Origin of the sequence: Erythrobacter sp. HI0063 (genome assembly GCF_001635685.1) — a bacterium.
Lineage (GTDB): Bacteria > Pseudomonadota > Alphaproteobacteria > Sphingomonadales > Sphingomonadaceae > Qipengyuania.
Genome location: NZ_LWFF01000347.1, coordinates 1 through 18,266 on the forward strand (window position 1 = coordinate 1; position 18,266 = coordinate 18,266).

Annotated in this window: 23 protein-coding genes; 3 read left to right on the top strand and 20 right to left on the bottom strand. The window is 66.3% G+C overall.

The features are described 5' to 3' along the window. The 17 genes from A3736_RS16040 to A3736_RS16120 form a co-directional block, all read right to left on the bottom strand. Positions 1-639: outer membrane protein (locus A3736_RS16040; protein ID WP_233999457.1), on the bottom strand; the 639-nt coding region annotated here is incomplete at its 3' end. A 216-nt stretch (positions 640-855) separates the two neighbouring features. Continuing rightward, positions 856-1,314, bottom strand: a complete 459-nt coding sequence (locus A3736_RS16045; protein WP_067685020.1) for a DUF2793 domain-containing protein — start codon at positions 1,312-1,314, stop codon at positions 856-858. A 24-nt stretch (positions 1,315-1,338) separates the two neighbouring features. Beyond that, the gene (locus tag A3736_RS16050; protein ID WP_067685022.1) at positions 1,339-3,516 is read right to left on the bottom strand and encodes a phage tail protein; all 2,178 of its coding nucleotides are present in this window, start codon (positions 3,514-3,516) and stop codon (positions 1,339-1,341) included. A 6-nt stretch (positions 3,517-3,522) separates the two neighbouring features. Continuing rightward, the gene (locus A3736_RS16055; RefSeq protein ID WP_067685024.1) at positions 3,523-3,945 is read right to left on the bottom strand and encodes a C40 family peptidase; all 423 of its coding nucleotides are present in this window, start codon (positions 3,943-3,945) and stop codon (positions 3,523-3,525) included. After that, the gene (locus tag A3736_RS16060; protein ID WP_067685026.1) at positions 3,942-4,757 is read right to left on the bottom strand and encodes a DUF2163 domain-containing protein; all 816 of its coding nucleotides are present in this window, start codon (positions 4,755-4,757) and stop codon (positions 3,942-3,944) included. The genes A3736_RS16055 and A3736_RS16060 overlap by 4 nt, the downstream gene beginning before the upstream one ends. Further along, positions 4,754-7,096 (bottom strand): DUF2460 domain-containing protein, encoded by a 2,343-nt coding sequence (locus A3736_RS16065; RefSeq protein WP_067685028.1) that lies wholly within the window; start codon positions 7,094-7,096, stop codon positions 4,754-4,756. The genes A3736_RS16060 and A3736_RS16065 overlap by 4 nt, the downstream gene beginning before the upstream one ends. A gap of 152 nt (positions 7,097-7,248) precedes the next feature. Continuing rightward, a complete protein-coding gene (locus A3736_RS16070; RefSeq protein WP_067685030.1) occupies positions 7,249-7,824 on the bottom strand; it encodes a tail tape measure protein in 576 nt (191 codons plus the stop codon). Beyond that, a complete protein-coding gene (locus A3736_RS16075) occupies positions 7,817-8,008 on the bottom strand; it encodes a phage tail assembly chaperone (protein ID WP_156502176.1) in 192 nt (63 codons plus the stop codon). Before A3736_RS16075 ends, A3736_RS16070 begins: the two co-directional genes overlap by 8 nt. Continuing rightward, positions 8,005-8,352: a gene transfer agent family protein gene (locus A3736_RS16080; RefSeq protein WP_233999458.1), complete on the bottom strand. Its 348-nt coding sequence runs from the start codon at positions 8,350-8,352 to the stop codon at positions 8,005-8,007. The genes A3736_RS16075 and A3736_RS16080 overlap by 4 nt, the downstream gene beginning before the upstream one ends. Further along, positions 8,349-8,756 carry a phage major tail protein, TP901-1 family gene (locus A3736_RS16085; RefSeq protein ID WP_067685032.1) on the bottom strand — a complete coding sequence of 136 codons (408 nt, stop codon included), beginning with the start codon at positions 8,754-8,756 and terminating at the stop codon, positions 8,349-8,351. The genes A3736_RS16080 and A3736_RS16085 overlap by 4 nt, the downstream gene beginning before the upstream one ends. Positions 8,757-9,005: 249 nt before the next feature. Continuing rightward, positions 9,006-9,398, bottom strand: coding sequence for a DUF3168 domain-containing protein (locus A3736_RS16090; RefSeq protein WP_067685034.1), 393 nt, complete (start codon positions 9,396-9,398; stop codon positions 9,006-9,008). Positions 9,399-9,408: 10 nt separating this feature from the next. Further along, positions 9,409-9,552, bottom strand: a complete 144-nt coding sequence (locus tag A3736_RS17235) for a hypothetical protein (RefSeq protein ID WP_156502177.1) — start codon at positions 9,550-9,552, stop codon at positions 9,409-9,411. Next, positions 9,549-9,860: a hypothetical protein gene (locus tag A3736_RS16095; protein WP_067685035.1), complete on the bottom strand. Its 312-nt coding sequence runs from the start codon at positions 9,858-9,860 to the stop codon at positions 9,549-9,551. The genes A3736_RS17235 and A3736_RS16095 overlap by 4 nt, the downstream gene beginning before the upstream one ends. Positions 9,861-10,009: 149 nt before the next feature. Beyond that, positions 10,010-11,182 (bottom strand): phage major capsid protein, encoded by a 1,173-nt coding sequence (locus A3736_RS16100; RefSeq protein WP_082851559.1) that lies wholly within the window; start codon positions 11,180-11,182, stop codon positions 10,010-10,012. A gap of 270 nt (positions 11,183-11,452) precedes the next feature. Continuing rightward, positions 11,453-11,851 carry an HK97 family phage prohead protease gene (locus A3736_RS16110; protein ID WP_067685039.1) on the bottom strand — a complete coding sequence of 133 codons (399 nt, stop codon included), beginning with the start codon at positions 11,849-11,851 and terminating at the stop codon, positions 11,453-11,455. Next, positions 11,848-12,156: a DUF6127 family protein gene (locus A3736_RS16115; protein WP_067685041.1), complete on the bottom strand. Its 309-nt coding sequence runs from the start codon at positions 12,154-12,156 to the stop codon at positions 11,848-11,850. The genes A3736_RS16110 and A3736_RS16115 overlap by 4 nt, the downstream gene beginning before the upstream one ends. Beyond that, positions 12,153-13,301 (bottom strand): phage portal protein, encoded by a 1,149-nt coding sequence (locus A3736_RS16120; protein WP_067685044.1) that lies wholly within the window; start codon positions 13,299-13,301, stop codon positions 12,153-12,155. Before A3736_RS16120 ends, A3736_RS16115 begins: the two co-directional genes overlap by 4 nt. A 229-nt stretch (positions 13,302-13,530) precedes the next feature. On the opposite strand from A3736_RS16120, the gene A3736_RS16125 reads away from it, so the two are divergent. Further along, positions 13,531-14,109: a hypothetical protein gene (locus tag A3736_RS16125; RefSeq protein ID WP_156502178.1), complete on the top strand. Its 579-nt coding sequence runs from the start codon at positions 13,531-13,533 to the stop codon at positions 14,107-14,109. Here A3736_RS16125 and A3736_RS16130 read toward each other — a convergent pair. Beyond that, a complete protein-coding gene (locus A3736_RS16130; RefSeq protein WP_067685046.1) occupies positions 14,102-15,475 on the bottom strand; it encodes a DNA-packaging protein in 1,374 nt (457 codons plus the stop codon). The genes A3736_RS16125 and A3736_RS16130 overlap by 8 nt on opposite strands. After that, complete coding sequence (locus tag A3736_RS16135; RefSeq protein ID WP_156502179.1) at positions 15,462-15,968, bottom strand: hypothetical protein; 507 nt, start codon at positions 15,966-15,968, stop codon at positions 15,462-15,464. The genes A3736_RS16130 and A3736_RS16135 overlap by 14 nt, the downstream gene beginning before the upstream one ends. A gap of 247 nt (positions 15,969-16,215) precedes the next feature. Here A3736_RS16135 and A3736_RS16140 point away from each other — a divergent pair, with 247 nt between their 5' ends. Both A3736_RS16140 and A3736_RS16145 read left to right on the top strand, forming a co-directional pair. Next, the gene (locus A3736_RS16140; RefSeq protein ID WP_067685050.1) at positions 16,216-16,875 is read left to right on the top strand and encodes a YqaA family protein; all 660 of its coding nucleotides are present in this window, start codon (positions 16,216-16,218) and stop codon (positions 16,873-16,875) included. Then, complete coding sequence (locus A3736_RS16145; RefSeq protein WP_067685052.1) at positions 16,872-17,570, top strand: MIP/aquaporin family protein; 699 nt, start codon at positions 16,872-16,874, stop codon at positions 17,568-17,570. The genes A3736_RS16140 and A3736_RS16145 overlap by 4 nt, the downstream gene beginning before the upstream one ends. Before the next feature lie 71 nt (positions 17,571-17,641). On the opposite strand, the gene A3736_RS16150 is transcribed toward A3736_RS16145, so the two are convergent. Beyond that, positions 17,642-18,073: an OsmC family protein gene (locus A3736_RS16150; RefSeq protein WP_067685054.1), complete on the bottom strand. Its 432-nt coding sequence runs from the start codon at positions 18,071-18,073 to the stop codon at positions 17,642-17,644. Between the last annotated feature and the right edge of the window lie 193 nt (positions 18,074-18,266).

Consider the following 18,266-nt stretch of genomic DNA (forward strand, 5'->3'; position numbering starts at 1 on the left):
GTTGTAGGTCAGCGTACCCATCAGCGAGTGCGAACGGACGTCTTCCTGGAAAGAACGGCCAAGCGCATCGGTCAGAAGGACGTTTTCCGCATTGAACAGGCGATACTTCAGGCCGACGTCGATATTGTCGGTCAGCGGAGCCCGAACGCCGGCAAGGATCTGCCATGCGAAGTCGGTGTCCGAATCGTCGATACCGGCGGGGCCGCTCCGCGTGATGCGAGCTTCGAGACCCGTGCGGGCTACGCCAACACCACCGCCGACAAAGCCCTGAAGGCCATCATCGGGACCGAAATCGGCAAGGCCGTTCACCATGAACGCGAGCGAATCGATCTGGCCGCTGGCGGGATAGACGCCCGAACCGGCGCGAATGTTCGAAGCGAGGAAGCCCGTGTTACCGACAGTAACCTGGTCGATATTGGCTTCGGCATAGCGCGCTTCGGCTTCGATGCGAACCGGACCGAAATCGTAGCCGACGAAACCACCGGCATCGAAGCCGTAGTCGTAATCGACACTGGCGACGTCTCCGGTCGCACCGATGTCGAAAGTCGTATCTTCGACGATCATCGGACCTGCTTCCACGCCGACGTACCAAGCGCCGTCACGTGCAAGGGCAGGCGAAGCAAGGGCCGTAGAGGCCATCGCCATTCCTATGACGAGTTTCCGCATTATAAATTCCCCTTATTGCGAATTAGAGCCACCGAGTGGCGGGTTCTGTAACTTTTCCCCTCACGGGTGGCAAGCCGGACGTAGGCGTGAACTGTTGCAAGATAGTCGCTAAACTGCGCCATTGTCTTTTAATTCAGGCGGGATGTCCGTCTCGATAGCTGCAAACGAGCCCCCCCATTTCAAGTTCCCTTAATTCGCGGGAAGAATACCGAGAGCTCGAAGACTTTCCAGAAGTGTTGCAATAGCGCCACGCGCTTCGTCGTCGACAACCGTCCCCCCGGCTGGGTCGGGGATCGGGGGCGAAAGGCTCCAGCCGCCCCGCCAAATGCGGATGGTTTCTTGTTCCCGATCGAAAATCCGCATCCCTTCGTAAGGAACCTGGAATTCCCAGTGCGTATCCTGCGAGATCGCGAGAGAGCCCTCCTGACCGGTCCATTCCGCGCTGGCTGGGTCGGCGACGAGAAACGTATCGCCCGCCGCATGGGTCGCGGGAGGAGCCGAAAGGGTAGAGGTAATGACTGGCTGGGCAAGCGCATCGAGCCGCGCGAGCGCTTCGTTCACGAACACTTCCTTCTGAGCCTGGCCCGGATAGAGAAGCGGCAGGGAATGGCGCGGCGTACGCACGCCGAGCGCGATGGGATCGGTCATGGGGGAATCCTCTTCGAAGTGAAATCAGGAAAGGGTGGTCAGCGCGAGCGGCACGGAACGGGCATGGGTACCGACCTGGCGAACCCAGACCACGCTTTCCGGCGCTGACGTCGCGAGGGCGGAGCGCTCCGATCCGGAGATCGCGAGCGACGGCGTGGATGTCTGCCAAAGAGCCTTTGGTGCTGCGACCGGGCCGACGCCGACCTCGTAGAGCTCGTCTTTGTCGATGAGCGGACCCTCTCCCCCGTCATTCCAGCGCCAGCCCCCCTGGATGCGGCGTGTCCACGCCAGCGACAACGTCCCGTCCGCCGCCATCGTCACGCGCGGATGCACGGGCGACGGGGGTGCGGCAGCCGATCTGCGGGCGCGGATGGAAGCGTAGACCGGCTCGTCTTCGGCTGTGCCGATTGCGGCGATCCGATCGACGGATAGCGTGTGTTGAGGATCCAACGCCAGAATACGCTCGTCGAGCAGCGCCATTCGAGCGCCGACCGCATGGCCGTCCCGCGCCGCGTGTTCGGTCCCAAGCCGACCGCGCAGTAGCCCAGTAAGCGCCCATCGCCGGGGTCCGATCTGCTCCGCGTGGACGAATTGCAGGACTTCCTCGCCAAGCATAAGCCGATTCGCGCCCAAGGCGACGGCCTCCATGGTGGCGGAATTGAGCTGCATGTCTTCACTCGCGAGATCGAGCACGAGCGGTGCGCCCGTTTCCATCATCAACGCCGGTGAGCCGCGTAACGGTTCTGCGAGGCTTCCAACGATGGCGCGCAGGCTCGAACTCGGGCCGAGCGACTTAAGAGCGCCGCCGCTTTCGGCGTACAGTGCCGCACCCGCCCAGCGGCCCTCGCTCGCGCTGACGGCCGCATGGACGGTTCCGATATCGGGTGCGCCGTAACCGTCCCACGGCAGTTCGAAAGCCTCGAGCAAAGTTGCGCCCGCACCCCGATCGGGCGGCGACCAGGGCAGGCCCTGGCTGGCGGGCGCGGGAAGCTGTGCTTGCGTAAAAGCGAGGCGATGCAGTTCGAGTTCGACGCCTTTCTCGCGCCATTCCCAGGCGACGACGCTCCAGACCCCCGCACGACCGGGGATGCGCACGCGCATGCCCGGCATGAGCGAGGGATCGAGCTCCGCAAGACGCACGAAGTGACGCGAACGTCGCTCGTCCTCCCGTCGCTGGATCGTTCGGCCGAGCTGGCGCGCGCCTTCGGCAAAGGTGGCGATCGGCAGGTCGATCAGATCGTGGCCGGTCCTTTCGGGCCGGGCGATGGCGCGCTGGACGCCGGGAAGGTAATCGCGCTCGACATCGTAATAGCGAACCCCGGCGAAGCGCGCGGGCGAAGGCGCTGCGCTTTCGCTGCGAACACCGCCCTGCGCTCCGAATTCGCCATCGTCCCAGTCCGCGAACGGGCCGAGCTCGCGAGCGGTCTCTGGCGGAGGCGGCGCGTCGAGCCGCAATCCATCCGGCGTTGCGACCGGCACCATCGGCACGACCGTATCGAGGAAAGCGAGCGTCTGGATCGGCGCTTCGCCCATCTGCGTGAACCCTTCGATCTGCGGCAGCACCAGCGCAAGGTCCGCCGCGATGCCGGCCTCGCGCGCCAGCACGCCGACTGTCGCCGCGCCACTTCCGGCGAACACTTCGTAACTCAGCGCCGGAATGCGATTGCCGAAATCGGCGAGCTGAAGGTCTTCGAACACCAGATAGGCCGTGCCGCGAAAGGCGGGGCACTGCGCGCCGAGCGCTGCCTGCATCAGGGGGTCCGGCAGTTGATCGCCATGGCCATGATGGATGCGCAATTGGCCGCCGGTCTTGAGATCGCCCGCCGCCCCGCGCAGGAGGTTTCCATCCGCCCAGATGCGCCCGACCGCGTCGATGGGGTGACAGGCGAGCGCCACTGCGAAGCTGGTCGAATAGGAATAGGTCGTGGTCTTGGGCCTGCCCTTGCCGCCGCTCGTCTCGCCATGCTCCTTCAGGTCGGTCGCCCAGATGACCGTGCCCGCCGTGCGCATTCGCCCGACATGGCGCTCAATCGGCTGGCCATAACTGGAGGTCGTTACCTTCAATTCGTCGAGCCGCGGCCCTTCGCGTTTGGGGCTGCCGATGATCGCACCGTCGATCTGACGCCCGGCCAGCGCGCCGAGCGCGCCACCGAGCGGGCCGCCGACCAGAGTGCCGACGGCGCCGAGGACCAGGGTTGCCATGGTGATCTACTCCATTGGAAGCCGCCAGGCGCGCAGGATAGGCATGGCGGGCTCAGGGTCGGCAAGAAGGGGCTGAGAGACGATCCGGCGAAGGCCGGCATGGGCGTGGACGATCATGTGGGGAGCGGTCGCGATGGCGAGATGGTGTTGGGCCGGGCCGGGCCGCAGAAGAAGGACGTCGCCCCGGATCGGATCGCTGTCGCAAGGCTTGAGGCCTGCAAGTGTGGCGAAGGGAAGGAAATCGGCGATATCGGCATTGCGAAGCCCGTATCCGGCGGGCACCGATACCGATCGGCCCGACCTCGCCAGCGCAGCCGCGACCAGTCCCACGCAATCGAGCCCATAGGCGGGGTCGCGTCCGAAGAGGCGAAAGCGGATGCCGACAAGGCTCTCCGCGGCCTCAGCGAAGGCTTCGCGCGTTTCGCTCATCGCGGCATCGGATAATGGGTCAGCAGGTCGTTACCCGGCAAATGCGGCTCGCCCTGGAAATTCGCGGCGTTGGCGAAGCGTGTGGTACAGGTCGCGATCGTGTGGTCGCATCCTTCGCGAAGCAGTGCGCGATGGCCGGGAAGGGTCTCGGAATCGATAGCCCGGTCGAGCACCAGCCCGTCCGCATCGGCGGCGATGACGGTCGCGGCAAGGCCGGTCTGTGGTCCGTCGATCCAGCGCAGTTCCCCTTCGGCGAAACGCGTCGGGTCTCCTATGGCGAAGCGCACCCGGTCGAGATCGCGGTCGATCGCTTCGGCCACCGCGCGATGTGTGAAGCGGGCGGGGGAGAGAGTGCAGCCTTTGTCGCAGAAGCGCGCGCGACAGCCCGGGCTGGTGCGCGGGATCGTGTCGCGCGCCAGCACGGCCTTCGCCGATTGCAGCCGGGCGGTGAAGCTGCCGTTCTCGCGCCCGACGCTTTCGATCGTGCCGCGATAGAGGATTTCCGTCTCTCCCGTTTCCCAGTCGATCGCGCCCACCGCCACGCGCGCGCCATCATAGCGTCTGGCGGCAAGGTCGCTCTCACGGATGGCGTCGTGCGACAGCGCACCCTCGATTTCGGCGGCGTCATCGGCGAAATCGACCGTGCGACGGATCGCGGACGGGACCATTCCGGGGCCTGCGCGATGGAGGAGGCCGTCCGACCAGATATCCCGATCATGCGTGGTGAAACCGAGCGCCACGCCGTCGCGGCGATGGATGCGCCAGACGCTCGCCACCGTATCGAGCGGGCGGTCGAAGAAAATGCGGCTCACGCGAAGATCTCCTCCCGCAATTCGATCAGCGGGATCGAAGGCGCTTCCCCGGCAGCGAAGGAGAGGCCAGACACGTCGATCCGATCCTCGGCGAAGCGGACGGGCACGTCGAACAGGAAGCCTGCGCGCAGGATCGCGCCGGCAGGCGGTCCAGTTTCGAACAGGATATTCCCGCCCGTGCCAAGGGTCCATTCGTTCGTCTCAGCGCCGTCGACGCTGACAAGCACCGAGCCTGCGTCCGGGCGCGTGATGCGGCGGGTCTGTTCGTCATAGGTTTTGACGAGCGCGAATTCGGATGCGAGCCCGTCGCCCGTGCCGATGATCTGGTCGAAGGCGGTCGGTACTCCCGTCATTCCGTTCGAGCTGAAATCGAACGGATCGCGGAGGCGAAATCCGCGTGCCGGACCGTGGCGGGCGCGGAAGAAAGGGATCAGCGTGCCAAGCTCGTCCTCCGAGCGGATACCCGGCCCGACATCGAAGCGCAGCCGCGCGTCCGACCACAGGGCATTGCGCCGCTCGTGCCCCGACGCGGTCAGAGCGACGGCGGTCGAGAATTCCGGGCTGACCGAAGCGTCCCGCCCCAGCGCGAGCGGATAGGCGATATCGTCGAAAGGCGTCATGGCATCCTCGTGAGTGTCGTCGGGATTGGGCAGGCGCGTGTATCCGTCGCGTGCGATCTGCGGCAGCGCCCAGACATAGCGACGCGGAACGCCCCGGCGGCGCGCCTCGTCCAGTCCCGCATCGATCCGCCGCCAATAGAGGTCGGCATCCTGTGCCAGCAGGACGAAGCCGGAGAGGTAATCCTGCACTTCCAGCGGATAGCCGAGCCGCGCCTGCACCAGATCGTAGCCCGCCCGCCGCGCGGCGGTGGCACCCCCGGTCAACCAGTCGTAATCTTCCAATTGCAGCCGGTCGAAGGCGGGATAGGCCCAGCCGATGGGCAGGTTCGCGCGCTTCAACTCGGGCATTTCGGGATCGAGAATTGTCGGTGTGAAGGCGAGCAGCAGGATTTCCGCCTCGCCCCCGCCGCTGTTAAGAGTCGCATCGCGGACCGCCTGGGCCAGCGCCGCCGTCGATTGCGCCAGCACTGCGCCCGCCGCATCGAGGAGGGCGAGCTGGCTCTCGTCCATCGGCGCGCGCATATCGGTGATGGGTGTGGCCGTGTCGCCCAAAACCGCTCTGGCGGCGTCATCGTAGAGGCAGGGCTTGCGGCCTTCGGGCTGGACCCACCACCACGGCTCACCGATCTGGAATTCGACCGACATTCCGGCATCCAGCGCGATTGCCACGAAAGCGGCGGCGACCTGGCGCAGATAGCCCATCGCGCCGTCATGCGCGGGCGAAAGCAGCGTCGATGGCGGCACCCACCCGGTCAGCGCAGGCGATCCGTCATGGGCGCGCTGCTTCCAGTCGTTCCAGCAATGTGCGTCGAACAGTTCGTAGGATAGCGACCAGATCACGGTGAAATCGCGCGCCATGGCCTCGGCAGCGAAGGCGCGGTGCCAGGCTTCGCACACGCGCGACAGCACGCCGCCCGCGAGGCTGACGTAATGGCCGCCGCCCGACGGTTCGAGCCGGAAATAATGGCTCATGCCGACATAATGGACGATCCGGTCGCGATAGCCGAGGGCTTCCACCGTGCGCAGCAGGCGCGCGGGCGTCTGGTTGAAACTGTCGTCGTAGGCGGTGGCGATCCCCTCGCCGTGGGCGGGCAGCATGACGTCCCCGATGGCCAGCATCGCGCGCTCGCCATGGCAGGCGATGTCGCTCATTTCCCCCCAGCCTTCGCTGCGCGCGGGAAGCGTCTGCGTACTGTCGGGGACGAAGGATGCGGGCACGAGGCTGACGAACATCCGGTCGATATCCGACGGATAAACCGGCTCGCCCGGCAGGCCGTAGCCCGATTGAAGGTCCGAAAAGCGCAGCGTGACGATCGCGTCTTCGGGCGTGCCGACCGCGTAATTCCACAATCGGACATACCAAACGCGCGCCGCGCCGCTCGCATCCCGGCCCTCGATCGTCAGCGTCGGCCCGTTCGGCTGGTCGAGCGGGACGATGCCACCCGAACGCCAGCGAAAGGTCAGGACGGTGCGCGAATAATCGCGGTCGGTCGCATAGCGCAGCAGGGGGTGATCGAGCACGTCCTCGCTCGCCCAGATCAGTCCTGCGAGTTCGCCCTCGTGGTAGAATTCGCAGTCGACCCGCAGCGCGTCGGGCGCGGTGGTGACGACGCTTGCCATCATGGGGCGGGGGAAATTGACGGTCCAGAACCGCGGATCGAACCGCTGGATCGTGTCCTCGTCCTGCCCGTCGCGACGACGGGCGAGCCAGAAGGGCATGAGTTTTGGGTCCTTTTTTTAAAGTGAACCCGCCTCCGCGGGTTCTCCTTGGTGCTGTTCCCTCAGCTTCGCTTCGGGGCACCTGCGGGCGCGCGGTCGCGCTTGCGGTCGGCTGGTCGCCGACCGATCCTGGCCGCGTTTGTTTGCTCTTATTATTCCACAACCGCCCGCCTCACCGCACTGGCGATCTGTCTTGCCGAGCGTCGCAGTGCGACCGGAGCCTCCGCTCCGCGCGCGGTGGGGAGGGCGATGTTCACGCGCACGTCACGAGCGTGCGAGGCGCCTTCGCGGTTCGGTTCGACGCGCCCGGCGCTGGTGGGGACGAACAGTTCCGGGCCTCTTTCGCCAACCAGATAGGGGCGTTCTGGCGAAACCAGCCCGCCAGTGGCGCGGCCGGGGAGGCCGGTCAGGCCCGCCAGGAGCCCCGCCAGAACGCCGCCGATCCCGCCGCTTTTGCCACCACTGCCCATCACGCGGTCGAGCCCCAATTGGAGCGCCTGCCCGGCGATCTGGTCTAGCGCGCCGAGCGCCACGCGCTTCAAATCCTCGAAACCCAGGCTCCCCTTGCGGATCGCCGAGAGCAATCCGCGTTCGAGCACGTCGCCCGCGCGACCGAATCCGTCCAGCAATTGCCCATCGAAGCTCGACCGCATACGCGCGATATCGGCGGCGAACCCGGCAGTGTTGGCGCGGATATCGATCAGCAGCGGGTCCAATTCGTCATCCATGGCGATCCCTTTCGATCATGGCCGCGATTTCGGCACGGTCGGGCGGTGCGGCATCGGCGGCTTCCTGGCCGATACAGGCGGCCAGTTCGGCGGGTGTTGCGGCCCAGAAGACCGGCGGCGTCCATCCCAGCGCTCGCGCGGCGAGGCCCGACAGGCGCAGCGCCGTCTCGGCGAAATCGATCACTCTGCGCCTTTCAGGATTTGACCGAGTAGCACCCGCAGCGGCGCGGTGCAGCGAGCGAGCCCAAGCGCCATCACCGCCTCGCCCACCTGTTCGCGCGGCACGGCGCGATCGGTGAGGCAGTGCCAGAACAGCGCCGCGATCTCGGCCAGTTTAAGCTGTCCGGCACCCGCCCGCTCGACCAGCGCGAAGAGCGGGCCGAGTTCCTCTTCGGCCCGCACCAGCGCGTCGAACGTCGGACGAAGCAGATGGTCGTGTCCGGCGATCGGGAGCGAGGCTTCACCGCGCAGTTTGTTCGCGCTACCGCCTTCGGCTGCTTGAGCGCGGGTCGCACCATTAGGGGTCACGACGGCACCACCGCGCCGGAACTTTCCAGCTGCATGGAATAGGTCCGCTCACCGTTGAAATCGCCCGAATAATCGAGCCGCTGGACGAGGAAGCGACCGCGCATCTTCGCGCCGTCTTCGAAGCTCAGCTCGTACTGGTCGAGCGTGCCCGCCAGCGCATGGGTGCGGACCCGCGCTTCGGCATCCGAACCGAGGAAGATCCCGCTCGCCGAGACCGAGACGGAGCGCGTGCCCGCCCCGGACAACAGTTCGCGCCAGCCGCCGGACTGCTTGTGCGTGACGACCACGGTGTCGCCATTGACGCTCATCTGCGTGGTGCGCAGCCCGGCGACGGTTTCGTAGGATGGCGTAGCGGCGCCATCGCCGATCTTGAGAAGGAAGGCAGCGCCTTTCTGGGCGGTCATGGGTAGATCTCCTTTTTTGTTTTTCGCACGCCATTCGGCGTGCGATATCCTCGCGCCTGACGGCGCTGCGGGCGCGCGGTCGCGCTTGCGGACCCTTCGGGTCCGAGCTCCGCGACCAAGCCGAGATGTTTTGATGGGAACGGTCCGCGGCCAGCGGACCGCAAGGCCACGCGGCCGCCCCGCAGGTGCCCCGGAGCGAAGCGCAGGGAACAGCACCGAGGACGAACCCGCGGAGGCTGGCTCGAAAAACTAATTCTCTTCTAAAAGCCGAAACCGGTACTCGATCAGCACCGCTCTCAATCCCTTCGCTCGCCGCTCCGCGCGGCTGCGCAGGAAGTGTGTGCTCACGATGCGATAGCTCTGCTGGATCGGCGCCATGGTCGCCAAGCGGCGCTCGATCATGGCGATGGTCTCGGCCGTCGCGGCTCCATCATCGGTGCGATCCGCCAGTTCGAGCGCCACCCGCACCTCGCGGCCCGCAAAGGTCTTGCCGCTCCAGTCGGCAGCAGCGCTCGCGGCGATGCCGAGCCACGGTGGGCTGGCGGCGACGGGGCTTTCCTCCTCGACTGCGTTGAGCCGCACGGTTAGCGCGGGATCGGCGCGCAGCCAGGCGATCAGATCGTTGCGAAACAGGGCTTCCATGGGTTGGGTCTCAATTCGCGAACAGGGGCCAGAGATAGGGGGCGGAGCGCCAGCGATGGCCTTCGGGGCGCCGCTGTCGGGCGCGGGCGAGGCGATCGGCGCGCGCGGTCAGCGCGGCGGCGAGGCGGTCGAACGGATGTGTCGGCGCGCTCACAGGCGGAGCGTCCGGTAAGGTCGCCACAGCGCCGCGATCGCAGCCGGCGGAGGGCGATCGACCCCGCCGTCCCGCTCGCGATATTGCCAGGCGGCGAAGCGGACGATCCCTTCGGCGAGCGCGGAGGGTAACCCGGCCCAGTCGGCAGGCATTGCGCTGGGCTCGACGAAGCGCGCGCAGGTCTCCCAGCCCGCAGCCAGCAGCCGCAGCAGCAACGCATCCTCGCGCGGGCCGGAGATCGCGAGCCACTCCTTCAGCGCAGCGAGCGGCGCGCCCGTCAGATCGGGCACGACGATAAGTGTCGGCATGGGCGGGTCCTTGAAAGAGAGAAAAAGGGGTGGGGGAGGACAGGGGGTATCCTCCCCCACCGACAGCGCCGCTGGAAGACTATCCCGTCAGGCGCGAGGATAGCCACGGCCGCGAAGGCGGCCGCCGGCGCTTGAGGCCAAACGAAAGCTTAGGCTTCGATTTTCAGCAGCTTGATCGCATTCCCGTCGAGCACCTGGCCGCCCACCCGCTTGGTGGCGTAGAAGTGGACGAACGGCTTGTTGGTGAAGGGATCGCGCAGGATCTGCGTCGCGCTGCGTTCCGCGATCAGATAGCCGTGGCGGAAATTGCCGAAGGCGATCGGATAGGCGCTTGCCGCGATGTCCGGCATGTCCTCCGCTTCGACCACCGGATAGCCCAGCAGGCGATCGGGCTGCCCTTCGACGAGGCCCGGTTGCCACAGGAAGGCGCCATCGGCGGTCTTGAACTTTCTGACTTCGGCCAAAGTCGCCGAATTCATCACGAAGCTCGCGCCCTGGCGATGGCCAGCCTTCAGCGTATGGACGAGGTCGATCAGGGTGAGATCGGGCGCAGCGCCCAGTCCCGCCGCATCGCCGCTGCCGATATATTGCAGCGCGCCGAAGGCCCGCGTGTCGTCCGCCGCGATCGTTGCCGGGGCGGTCAGGAAGCCTTCGGGCTGGTTCAAGCCGCTTCCGTTGACGAAGGCGGCGCCTTCCGCGCGGGCGAATTCCATCGCGATCTCGCTCGCCAACCAGGCCTGAAGGTCGAAGCCGACATCGTCGAGCATGGCCTGCGATGCTGCCGGATTGGCATAGAGTTCGCCGGTCGGAGGGGCGATTTCGTGGAAATCGGGCGTGGCGGTGCCGGGGCGGGCGGCTGTCTCGCTGACCCAGCCCGAGGCCGTGCCGCCGGTGGTCACCAGCTTGCGATAGCCCGCGCTACCGGTCTGGACGACTTGCGCGATGGCGCGGATCGGGCTGATCTCGGTGAGAGCGCGGGCGATGGCTGCGTCGATCTGGCGGGGGACGGCATAGCCACCGTCGGATGGCGCCGCACCGCTGATCGACTTGATTTCATGCGCTGCGCCCCGGCGCAGATAGCCATCGACGAAGCCTTTCACTTCCGGAGCGCTTTCCTGTCCCGAGGGTGCCAGGGCGGGGCGGGCAGCCGCGCGGGAGATGCGATCGACGCGAGCTTTCACGTCCTCGACATCGCTGCGCAGTGCAGTGACCTCCGCCTCGGTCCGGTCCTGCCGCGCGACGATATCGAAGCTGGCTTCTGCGATTTCGGGGGCGATGTCGGGGGTGGGAGTCGTTTCGGGAATGGTGGTCTGGAAATCCATATGCGGTCCTTTCGTGTGGAAATCGGAGAGTCTGTGTGTTTCGAACCAGCCTCCGCCGGTTCGTCCTCGGCGCTGATCCTCCCTTCGGTCGGGCACCTGCGGGGCGCGCGCGTGCGCTTGCGGTCCGCTGGTCGCGGACCGTTCCCGGCCAAACGTGTCGATGTGTTCGCGGAGCTCGGACCCGAAAGGGTCCGCAAGGGCGACCGCCCGCCCGCAGCGCCGTCAGGCGCGAGGATTTCGCGCGCCGGATGGCGCGCGGAAAACTAAAAACTAAATCAAAAAATGCACCCGCGCCCTATGCTGGAGCGGGTGCGTCACCACGCTGACTTCGAACAGGTCGATTGCGGCCAGTTCGCGCCCCAGCGGCGTGTGGCGAAACCCACGCGCGCGGTAGCCGAAGCTCAGGCCGCTGACCTTGTGGGCCCGCAGCATCCGGCCTGCGCGGCCCATCGGATTGTCGATCGTCGCGATCACGCGCAGCCCGCGCGTATCTTCACCCGCAGTCTCCACCCAGCCGATGCGCTGTTCGGGCCGATGCTGCCAATAGAGCGGGAAGGGCCCGCGCCGCGCGGCCAGCGTATCGCGGAAGGCGCCGGGCAAAATGACGTCGCGATCGGCGTCCGGTACGCCGAACAGGGCGGCATAGCCCGCGATCCTCAGTCCGTTCATCGCACCATCTCCCCGACGCCCAGCCTGACTGCGATGCCGACCAGCAGCAGCGCGAAGACGCCGCGCACCAGCCACTCGACCGCCGCCTTCCACGCGCTCGCCTTGGCGTCGCGCCAGGCCGACAGAAGCTCGCGCAATTCGTCGATGTCGCCCGAAGCCTTGTCGTCGGCGAGGCCCAGTCGGGACAGCGCGCGAGCCGCGCCCAATTCGCTCGCTTCCTCGATCAGCGCGCGCAGCGTGACGAGATCGCCGCCCTCCGCCGCCGCCTGGCCCACGAGGCGCGCGATCATGTCCTCGCGGTTCATGCGCGGTCCTCCAGCCCGAGCAGCTTGCGCTTCTCATCGTCCGACAGGAAATCGGCCGCGCCCACCTGCGACCACAATTTCTCGCGGTCTTCGGACAGCGCGGGCACGCGGTCGAGATCGACGCGCAGGCTGGCCTCGCCGAACCACGGCTCCAGCCCCCGGACGAGCCCGTCGAGGATACGCTTCGCCAGCGGCAGCAGCGTCAATCGCCACAGCGCGCGGTTGGCCTCGCGGTAATTGGAATAGGTGTTGTCGCCCGGCAGGCCGAGCAGCATGGGTGGCACGCCGAAAGCGAGCGCGATGTCGCGCGCCGCGCCCGCCTTCAATGCGGCGAAGTCCATGTCCGCCGGGCTCAGCGACATGCTCTGCCAGCTGAGGCCTCCTTCCAGCAGCATCGGACGCCCGGCATTGCCCGCGCCCTGGAAGGCCTGGGCGAGTTCGGCCTTCAAGCGATCGAATTGCTCGCCGGTCATGCTGGCGCCGTCGCCGGTCTCGTAAACCAGCGCGCCGGAAGGCCGCGCCGCATTGGCGAGCAGCGCGCGGTTCCATTCGCTCGCCGCATTGTGGACGCCGACAGCACCGTGTGCGGCGGCAAGACAGCCTGCGCCGTAATGGTCGTCACCGGGGTGGAAGCCCTTCAGGTGGATCACTTCGGGCCACCCATCCTCGTCCGCCAGAGCGAGGTCGATCACCTGCTCGGCTACGCGGTAGCGATAGAGAGCGGGCCAGCCGTCCTCGCCCGCAACCACCTCGACCCGCTCGGGCCGCAACGGATGCAGATCGACCGGATCGCCCGCCGCATCCTTCACCACCTGACAATAGGCATTGCCGTGCAGCAGAAGCTGCGCCGCCAGCGTCTCCAGCAGCGGCTGCGATCCGCAGGCGCAGTTGACGAGTCTTTCGAGCGCCTGCGTATCGCAGGACAGCGGCGCGCCGCCGATCCCCTCCGCCACGATCCGGACGCTGCGTTGCGCCACCGGATTGGCGAGATAGGCCTCGCGAATGGCGGCGGTGTAATCGAAGCCGGGACTGGCGGGGCTTGCGTCAAACAGAGTGCTCCATGGCGCGACGAAGCCGCCCGCGACAGGCACGCGGACATCGCCCCCGCCCTTGAAGGCGGAGACGAGAGTGGTGAGGAAGGACATGGGATCGACCTTTCGGACTGTGGCCTCGCTCCCGGCTATCGTGAAGCGGACCGAGAGATATCAGGCTAAGCTCAGCTTTTGCTCATGACCCCGGCCAGGCGGATGCGCAGGGAGCGCAGGCCACTTTGGACAAGGCCGTATGATTGAATTTCGATTGCCAGCGAGCGAGTCTTTTCGTTCGCAATGTGGCCTTGCTTCGAGAATTATTGCGGTGATCATTGGGATCGCGGTGACGGCAGGATTCTTCTCTGCATGGAGTTTCGTCGCGACCTTCCTCGTCATGATGTTTGCAGTTCCCTTCAGCCTCTTGATTGCCTTGATCGGCGCGGGCGTCCTTTTCATGGATGCGTTGAGATGTTTGCGCGATTACGAATCCCGCTTCGATGCGATCGCTGCGATCTGTCTGGCCCCTGTTATGGCGCTTGCCGCGGTCCTGATTTTCTTTCCGGCAGCGCAAGCGGGCGAGCGGCTCGGTGAACTCTCACGCTTTGCCGTCGAACACAGGCGCTACGAAGCGATCATCGCCGAGATACGCGAAACCCCGCGCGAGCAGCGTTTCGTGAAGCGGTATGGGGCGACCTACAGCGTAGATTCCGGGCCGCCGCTGCGCATAGCCTTCAATCCTGAAGGCCTCGGCGACAATTGGTCCGGTATCGTCTACGATCCGAGCGGCGAGGTCATGCTGGCCGACGGCTTCGACAAGCAGGGGCGGTTCCGTGCGCCTGATCGGATCACCAAGATTTTCGGCGGCGATCTGATGCGCTGCCGGTGGCTTTGGAGCGACTATTATACCTGCTCCTTCACGTGACGCAGCGCACCCGCGGCTCCCCGCCACCCTTCTTCAAAACCAGCTCCGTCAGCGCCCAGACCAGCGCGTCGGCGCGGTCGGGGCAGCGGCCCGGGCCTTCATAGGCGCCGCCTGCCAGCAATCCGCACATCTGGTCCTCCAGCTTGGCGAACAGGCCGACATGGCGCACGCGGCCCCGCTCATAGAGCGCGGCGACGGGTTCGGCGCGGGCGGCTTTGCCCCGGCTGGCGTGGACCAGCCTGATGGGGAGCGACATTTCGGCTGCGCGTAGCACGCTTTCCACCATCGCGCCGCCCTGATTGGCTTCGGCCACGACGCGGTCGGCATCCCATTCCTTTGCCGCGCGCGCCACCGCGCGGGCCCAGCGTTCGGGGCTGGCACGCTCGACCGAGCTATCCGCCAGTACGCGGGCGATCCCGTCCTGTCCGGCTGCGCAGACCACGATGCCGCACGCATCGCCTCTGGCCGAGGCGGGCGGATCTACGCCGATCACGACGCGCGCGGGCGGGGAAGATGGCGACGTTTCGCGGCAGGTCTCGATCAGGGCGCGGGTCCACAGCGCGCCTTCGCTGGCCTCCACCATTTCACCGTCAAGTTCCTGCCGCCCGAACCCGCTTTGCGAGAACTGTTCGATCATGCTGGCGAAATAGTCGGCGGGCAGGATCTCGCGATTGTCGACCGTCCTGCCGCGCGCCAACACGACCTTGCCGCGCTTCGCATCCGCCAGCAGCAGGTGCATCAGCGGCGCGTTGCGCGGCGTGGTGGTGGCGAGCACGCGGGGCTTCCTGCCCAGCCGCATGGTGAGCTGGAGATTGTTCCAGCACGTCATGGCGCGCTCGCCTGCGTTATCCCATTTGGCGATCTCGTCGCACCAGGCATGGCTGTGCTGCGGCCCGCGGAGGCTTTCCGGTTCGGCTGCCGAATAGAGAAAGGCGAGGGCCCCGTTCTCCCAGGTGAGGCGTTTGAGGCTCGGCTCGTAAACCGGCGCCAGCGCACCGGGCGCGGCGGCCAGCACGCCGCTATCGCCTTCGACCATGACGGAGCGGACTTCGGCAAGGCTGGCGCCCACAAGCGCGATCCGCGCCGCGCCGTCGTTTCGCGCCACGTCGCGGACCCATTCCGCACCCGCGCGCGTCTTGCCGAAGCCACGCCCGGCGCAGATCAGCCAGGTGCGCCAGGCATCGGACAGCTCGCCTTGCGGGGGCAATTGCTCGTCCCGCGCCCAGCCTTCCCAGTAATAGCTCCCCAGAGCGGCCAGTTCATGCGGGGCGAGCTGGGCGGCGAGAGTCTCGCGATCCGCCGCGCCGCCCGCATCCGTGCGGCGCAGCCACGATCCGCGCGACAGCTCGCGCTTACGCCGCGCCATCGTCGTCCGCTTCGGTTTTGCGCGCCTTCACGCCCTTGCGGGCCGTCGCTCGTGCTTGCGAGATCGCCTTGTCCCCCGCCTTGCGCTGGGCGCGCAGCGCATCGATCTTGGCATTGATCGCCGCGATCGTTGTCACTTCGCCCGCCAGCGTGCGGCGGCCCTTTTCGCGCGCCACCGCCTCGCGATGCGCGGTCAGGCACCTGAGAGCGCCCGCCGTATCGAATTTGCGCTTCGCCCCGTCCTTTGCGCCGGCGGTCTCGCCGTGGCGCAGATGTTCGAGCAGCTGCATTTCCAGATTGTCGTATCCCTCGCACAGGGCATCGAACCAGCGCCGGGCGAAATCCGGATCCTCGCGCCGCGTCTTGTAGACCCAGCTGAGGCTGATCTCCGCCGCTTCCGCCGCGGCGCTGATATTCGACGTTTCGCCCAAGGCGGCGATGAACCGGTCGCGCCAATTCCTCGGCGCGCCGGTCCTGAAGCGCTTCTTCGTCATATGTCCCGTCCCGATCGTCTGGCGAGCGTGCGACACGAAAAAGGGCGGCGCCGCTGCCGGCCCGCCCGTTTCATCGATCCCGCCGGTGCAGCGGCGAATCACACTATCGCGATGTTCCGTTTCTCTAACCAAAGAGCGTCACGATGTCAATCATTAAAAGCCATATAGGTTAAATAAGCCTTGCTTGCCGCTCGCCCCCGGTTCCTCTATTGGCGCGCCACCTGTCGCTTTTCCGGACGATTTCCCGATGCTGATGAAGCCCCTGCGCGGTCTCTACGAATGGACCATGGACAAGGCGGCGCATCCGCACGCCGTGTGGTGGCTGGCTCTGTTCTGCTTCATGGAAGCGAGCTTCTTCCCCGTCCCGCCGCATCCGCTGCTCGGCCTGATGTGCCTGGCCGAACCGAAAAAGGCGATCCGCTTCGGTACCGTGGCCACCCTGTCCTCGGTCGCGGGCGGCCTGCTCGGCTATGCGATCGGGTGGGGCTTGTGGGATTCGGTGGGGGCGCAGCTGATCGGCCTGTTGGGCATGACCGACAGCTTCCCGGTCGCGGCCTGTTACCTGCGCGAATTCGACTTCGAAGCGATCCTGATCGCGGGCGCGACGCCGGTGCCGTTCAAACTGCTGACCATCGCATCGGGCTTCGTCGGCATGAATCTGGTGACCTTCGTGCTCGCCAGCATCGTGGGCCGGGGGATGATCTTCTTCACCGTCGGCGTGCTGTTCCGCGTGTTCGGCGCACCGATCAAGCGCTTCATCGACGAATATCTGGGCCTCGTCACGATCGCCTTCGTCGCGCTCGTGGTGGGCGGCGTGTTCGTGCTGACCATGGTCGGCAGCGGCGAGGAGGACCCTGCCGATGCCTGCTCGGGCGCAACCTATGAGAGCCTGGGGCTGGAAGGATGAGCGACGCGCCGTTCGAGCCGGACCTTGCAAGGCGGCTCGCGGCCGAGGCGATCGGGAGTTTCTTCCTGTTCGCGGGCGTATTGGGCTCGGGCGTGATGGCGGAAACGCTCAGCGGCGGTAATATCGGAATCGCGCTGCTCGCCAACACGATCGCTACCGGCGCGATCCTTTACGTGCTGATCGCCATGCTCGGCCCTTATTCCGGCGCGCATTTCAATCCGACAGTAACGCTGGCCTTCGCGCTGCGGCGCGAATTTCTCTGGCGCGATGTCCTGCCCTATGCGCTCGTCCAGATCGTCGGTGGCGTGCTGGGCGCTTTCGCCGTCCATCTGATGTTCGATCTGCCGATCCTGCAACTCGCGACCAAAGCGCGCGAGGGGACCGGCCAGCTCGCCGCGGAAGCGATCGCAAGCTTCGGCCTGATCTTCACGATCATTGTGACGCTGCGACGCCTGCCAGCGTCCGTTCCGGCCAGCGTGGCGCTCTATATCAGCGCGGCCTATTGGTTCACGTCCTCGACCAGTTTCGCCAATCCGGCGATAACGCTGGTCCGCAGTCTGAGCGATACGTTCGCCGGAATCGCACCCGCCGACGTGCCCGGTTTCATCGCCGGACAGATCGTCGGGATGTTGCTGGCGGTGGTTGCAGGCGGATGGCTAACAGCCGATCCGCCTACGAACCAAGCGGATGGCTAACAGCCGATCCGCCCACCAGACAAGCGGATGGCTAACAGCCGATCCGCCCGCAGTTCAGAGGTCGAGCGACCTCAGCCGGTGAATTCGGTTTCCAGCGTGATTTCGCAGGTCAGCAGCTTGGAAATCGGGCAGCCCTTCTTGGCTTCGGCGGCGAGTTCCTCGAACTTCGCCTTGTCGAGGCCGGGGACATTGCCCTTGAGGTGCAAGGCCGACTTGGTGACGGAAAATCCGTCGCCGTCCTTTTCGAGGCTGACCTTCGCTTCGGTTTCCAGCGTGCCGTCCTCGTGCCCGGCATCGGCCAGCTTGAAGGCCAGCGCCATGGTGAAGCAGCTGGCATGCGCCGCCGCGATCAGCTCTTCGGGATTGGTGCCCGCACCGTCTTCGAAGCGGGTGTTGAAGCCATAGGGCTGATCGGACAGCGCGCCCGATTCGCTCGACACATGGCCCTTGCCCGATTTGCCGAGGCCTTCGTATTTCGCGTGTCCGGATTTAACGATCGTCATAAAAATCTCCTTGTTCAGGAGATCAGACGTTCGGCAAAGCGCGGAGTTCCGCGCTTTTCGGTTCCGATGCGGCTCAGATGATCCCGACGGCCTTGCCTGCCTTCTCGAAGATCGAGAGAATCTGTTCGACTTCTTCGCTCGAATGTTCCGCGCATAGCGAGCAGCGCAGCAGCGTCATGTTGGCGGGCGTTGC

Excerpts from the sequence above, each read along its gene's own strand:
- A3736_RS16130 (WP_067685046.1), bottom strand. The coding sequence starts at position 15,475 with ATGGCGCGGCGTAAGCGCGAGCTGTCGCGCGGATCGTGGCTGCGCCGC.
- A3736_RS16115 (WP_067685041.1), bottom strand. The coding sequence starts at position 12,156 with ATGAACCGCGAGGACATGATCGCGCGCCTCGTGGGCCAGGCGGCGGCG.
- A3736_RS16065 (WP_067685028.1), bottom strand. The coding sequence starts at position 7,096 with ATGCCCTTCTGGCTCGCCCGTCGTCGCGACGGGCAGGACGAGGACACG.
- A3736_RS16070 (WP_067685030.1), bottom strand. The coding sequence starts at position 7,824 with ATGGATGACGAATTGGACCCGCTGCTGATCGATATCCGCGCCAACACT.
- A3736_RS16120 (WP_067685044.1), bottom strand. The coding sequence starts at position 13,301 with ATGTCCTTCCTCACCACTCTCGTCTCCGCCTTCAAGGGCGGGGGCGAT.
- A3736_RS16055 (WP_067685024.1), bottom strand. The coding sequence starts at position 3,945 with ATGAGCGAAACGCGCGAAGCCTTCGCTGAGGCCGCGGAGAGCCTTGTC.
- A3736_RS16140 (WP_067685050.1), top strand. The coding sequence starts at position 16,216 with ATGCTGATGAAGCCCCTGCGCGGTCTCTACGAATGGACCATGGACAAG.
- A3736_RS16135 (WP_156502179.1), bottom strand. The coding sequence starts at position 15,968 with ATGACGAAGAAGCGCTTCAGGACCGGCGCGCCGAGGAATTGGCGCGAC.
- A3736_RS16085 (WP_067685032.1), bottom strand. The coding sequence starts at position 8,756 with ATGACCGCCCAGAAAGGCGCTGCCTTCCTTCTCAAGATCGGCGATGGC.
- A3736_RS16150 (WP_067685054.1), bottom strand. The coding sequence starts at position 18,073 with ATGACGATCGTTAAATCCGGACACGCGAAATACGAAGGCCTCGGCAAA.
- A3736_RS16050 (WP_067685022.1), bottom strand. The coding sequence starts at position 3,516 with ATGGCAACCCTGGTCCTCGGCGCCGTCGGCACTCTGGTCGGCGGCCCG.
- A3736_RS16045 (WP_067685020.1), bottom strand. The coding sequence starts at position 1,314 with ATGACCGATCCCATCGCGCTCGGCGTGCGTACGCCGCGCCATTCCCTG.
- A3736_RS16095 (WP_067685035.1), bottom strand. The coding sequence starts at position 9,860 with ATGCCGACACTTATCGTCGTGCCCGATCTGACGGGCGCGCCGCTCGCT.
- A3736_RS16090 (WP_067685034.1), bottom strand. The coding sequence starts at position 9,398 with ATGGAAGCCCTGTTTCGCAACGATCTGATCGCCTGGCTGCGCGCCGAT.
- A3736_RS16100 (WP_082851559.1), bottom strand. The coding sequence starts at position 11,182 with ATGGATTTCCAGACCACCATTCCCGAAACGACTCCCACCCCCGACATC.
- A3736_RS16145 (WP_067685052.1), top strand. The coding sequence starts at position 16,872 with ATGAGCGACGCGCCGTTCGAGCCGGACCTTGCAAGGCGGCTCGCGGCC.
- A3736_RS16110 (WP_067685039.1), bottom strand. The coding sequence starts at position 11,851 with ATGAACGGACTGAGGATCGCGGGCTATGCCGCCCTGTTCGGCGTACCG.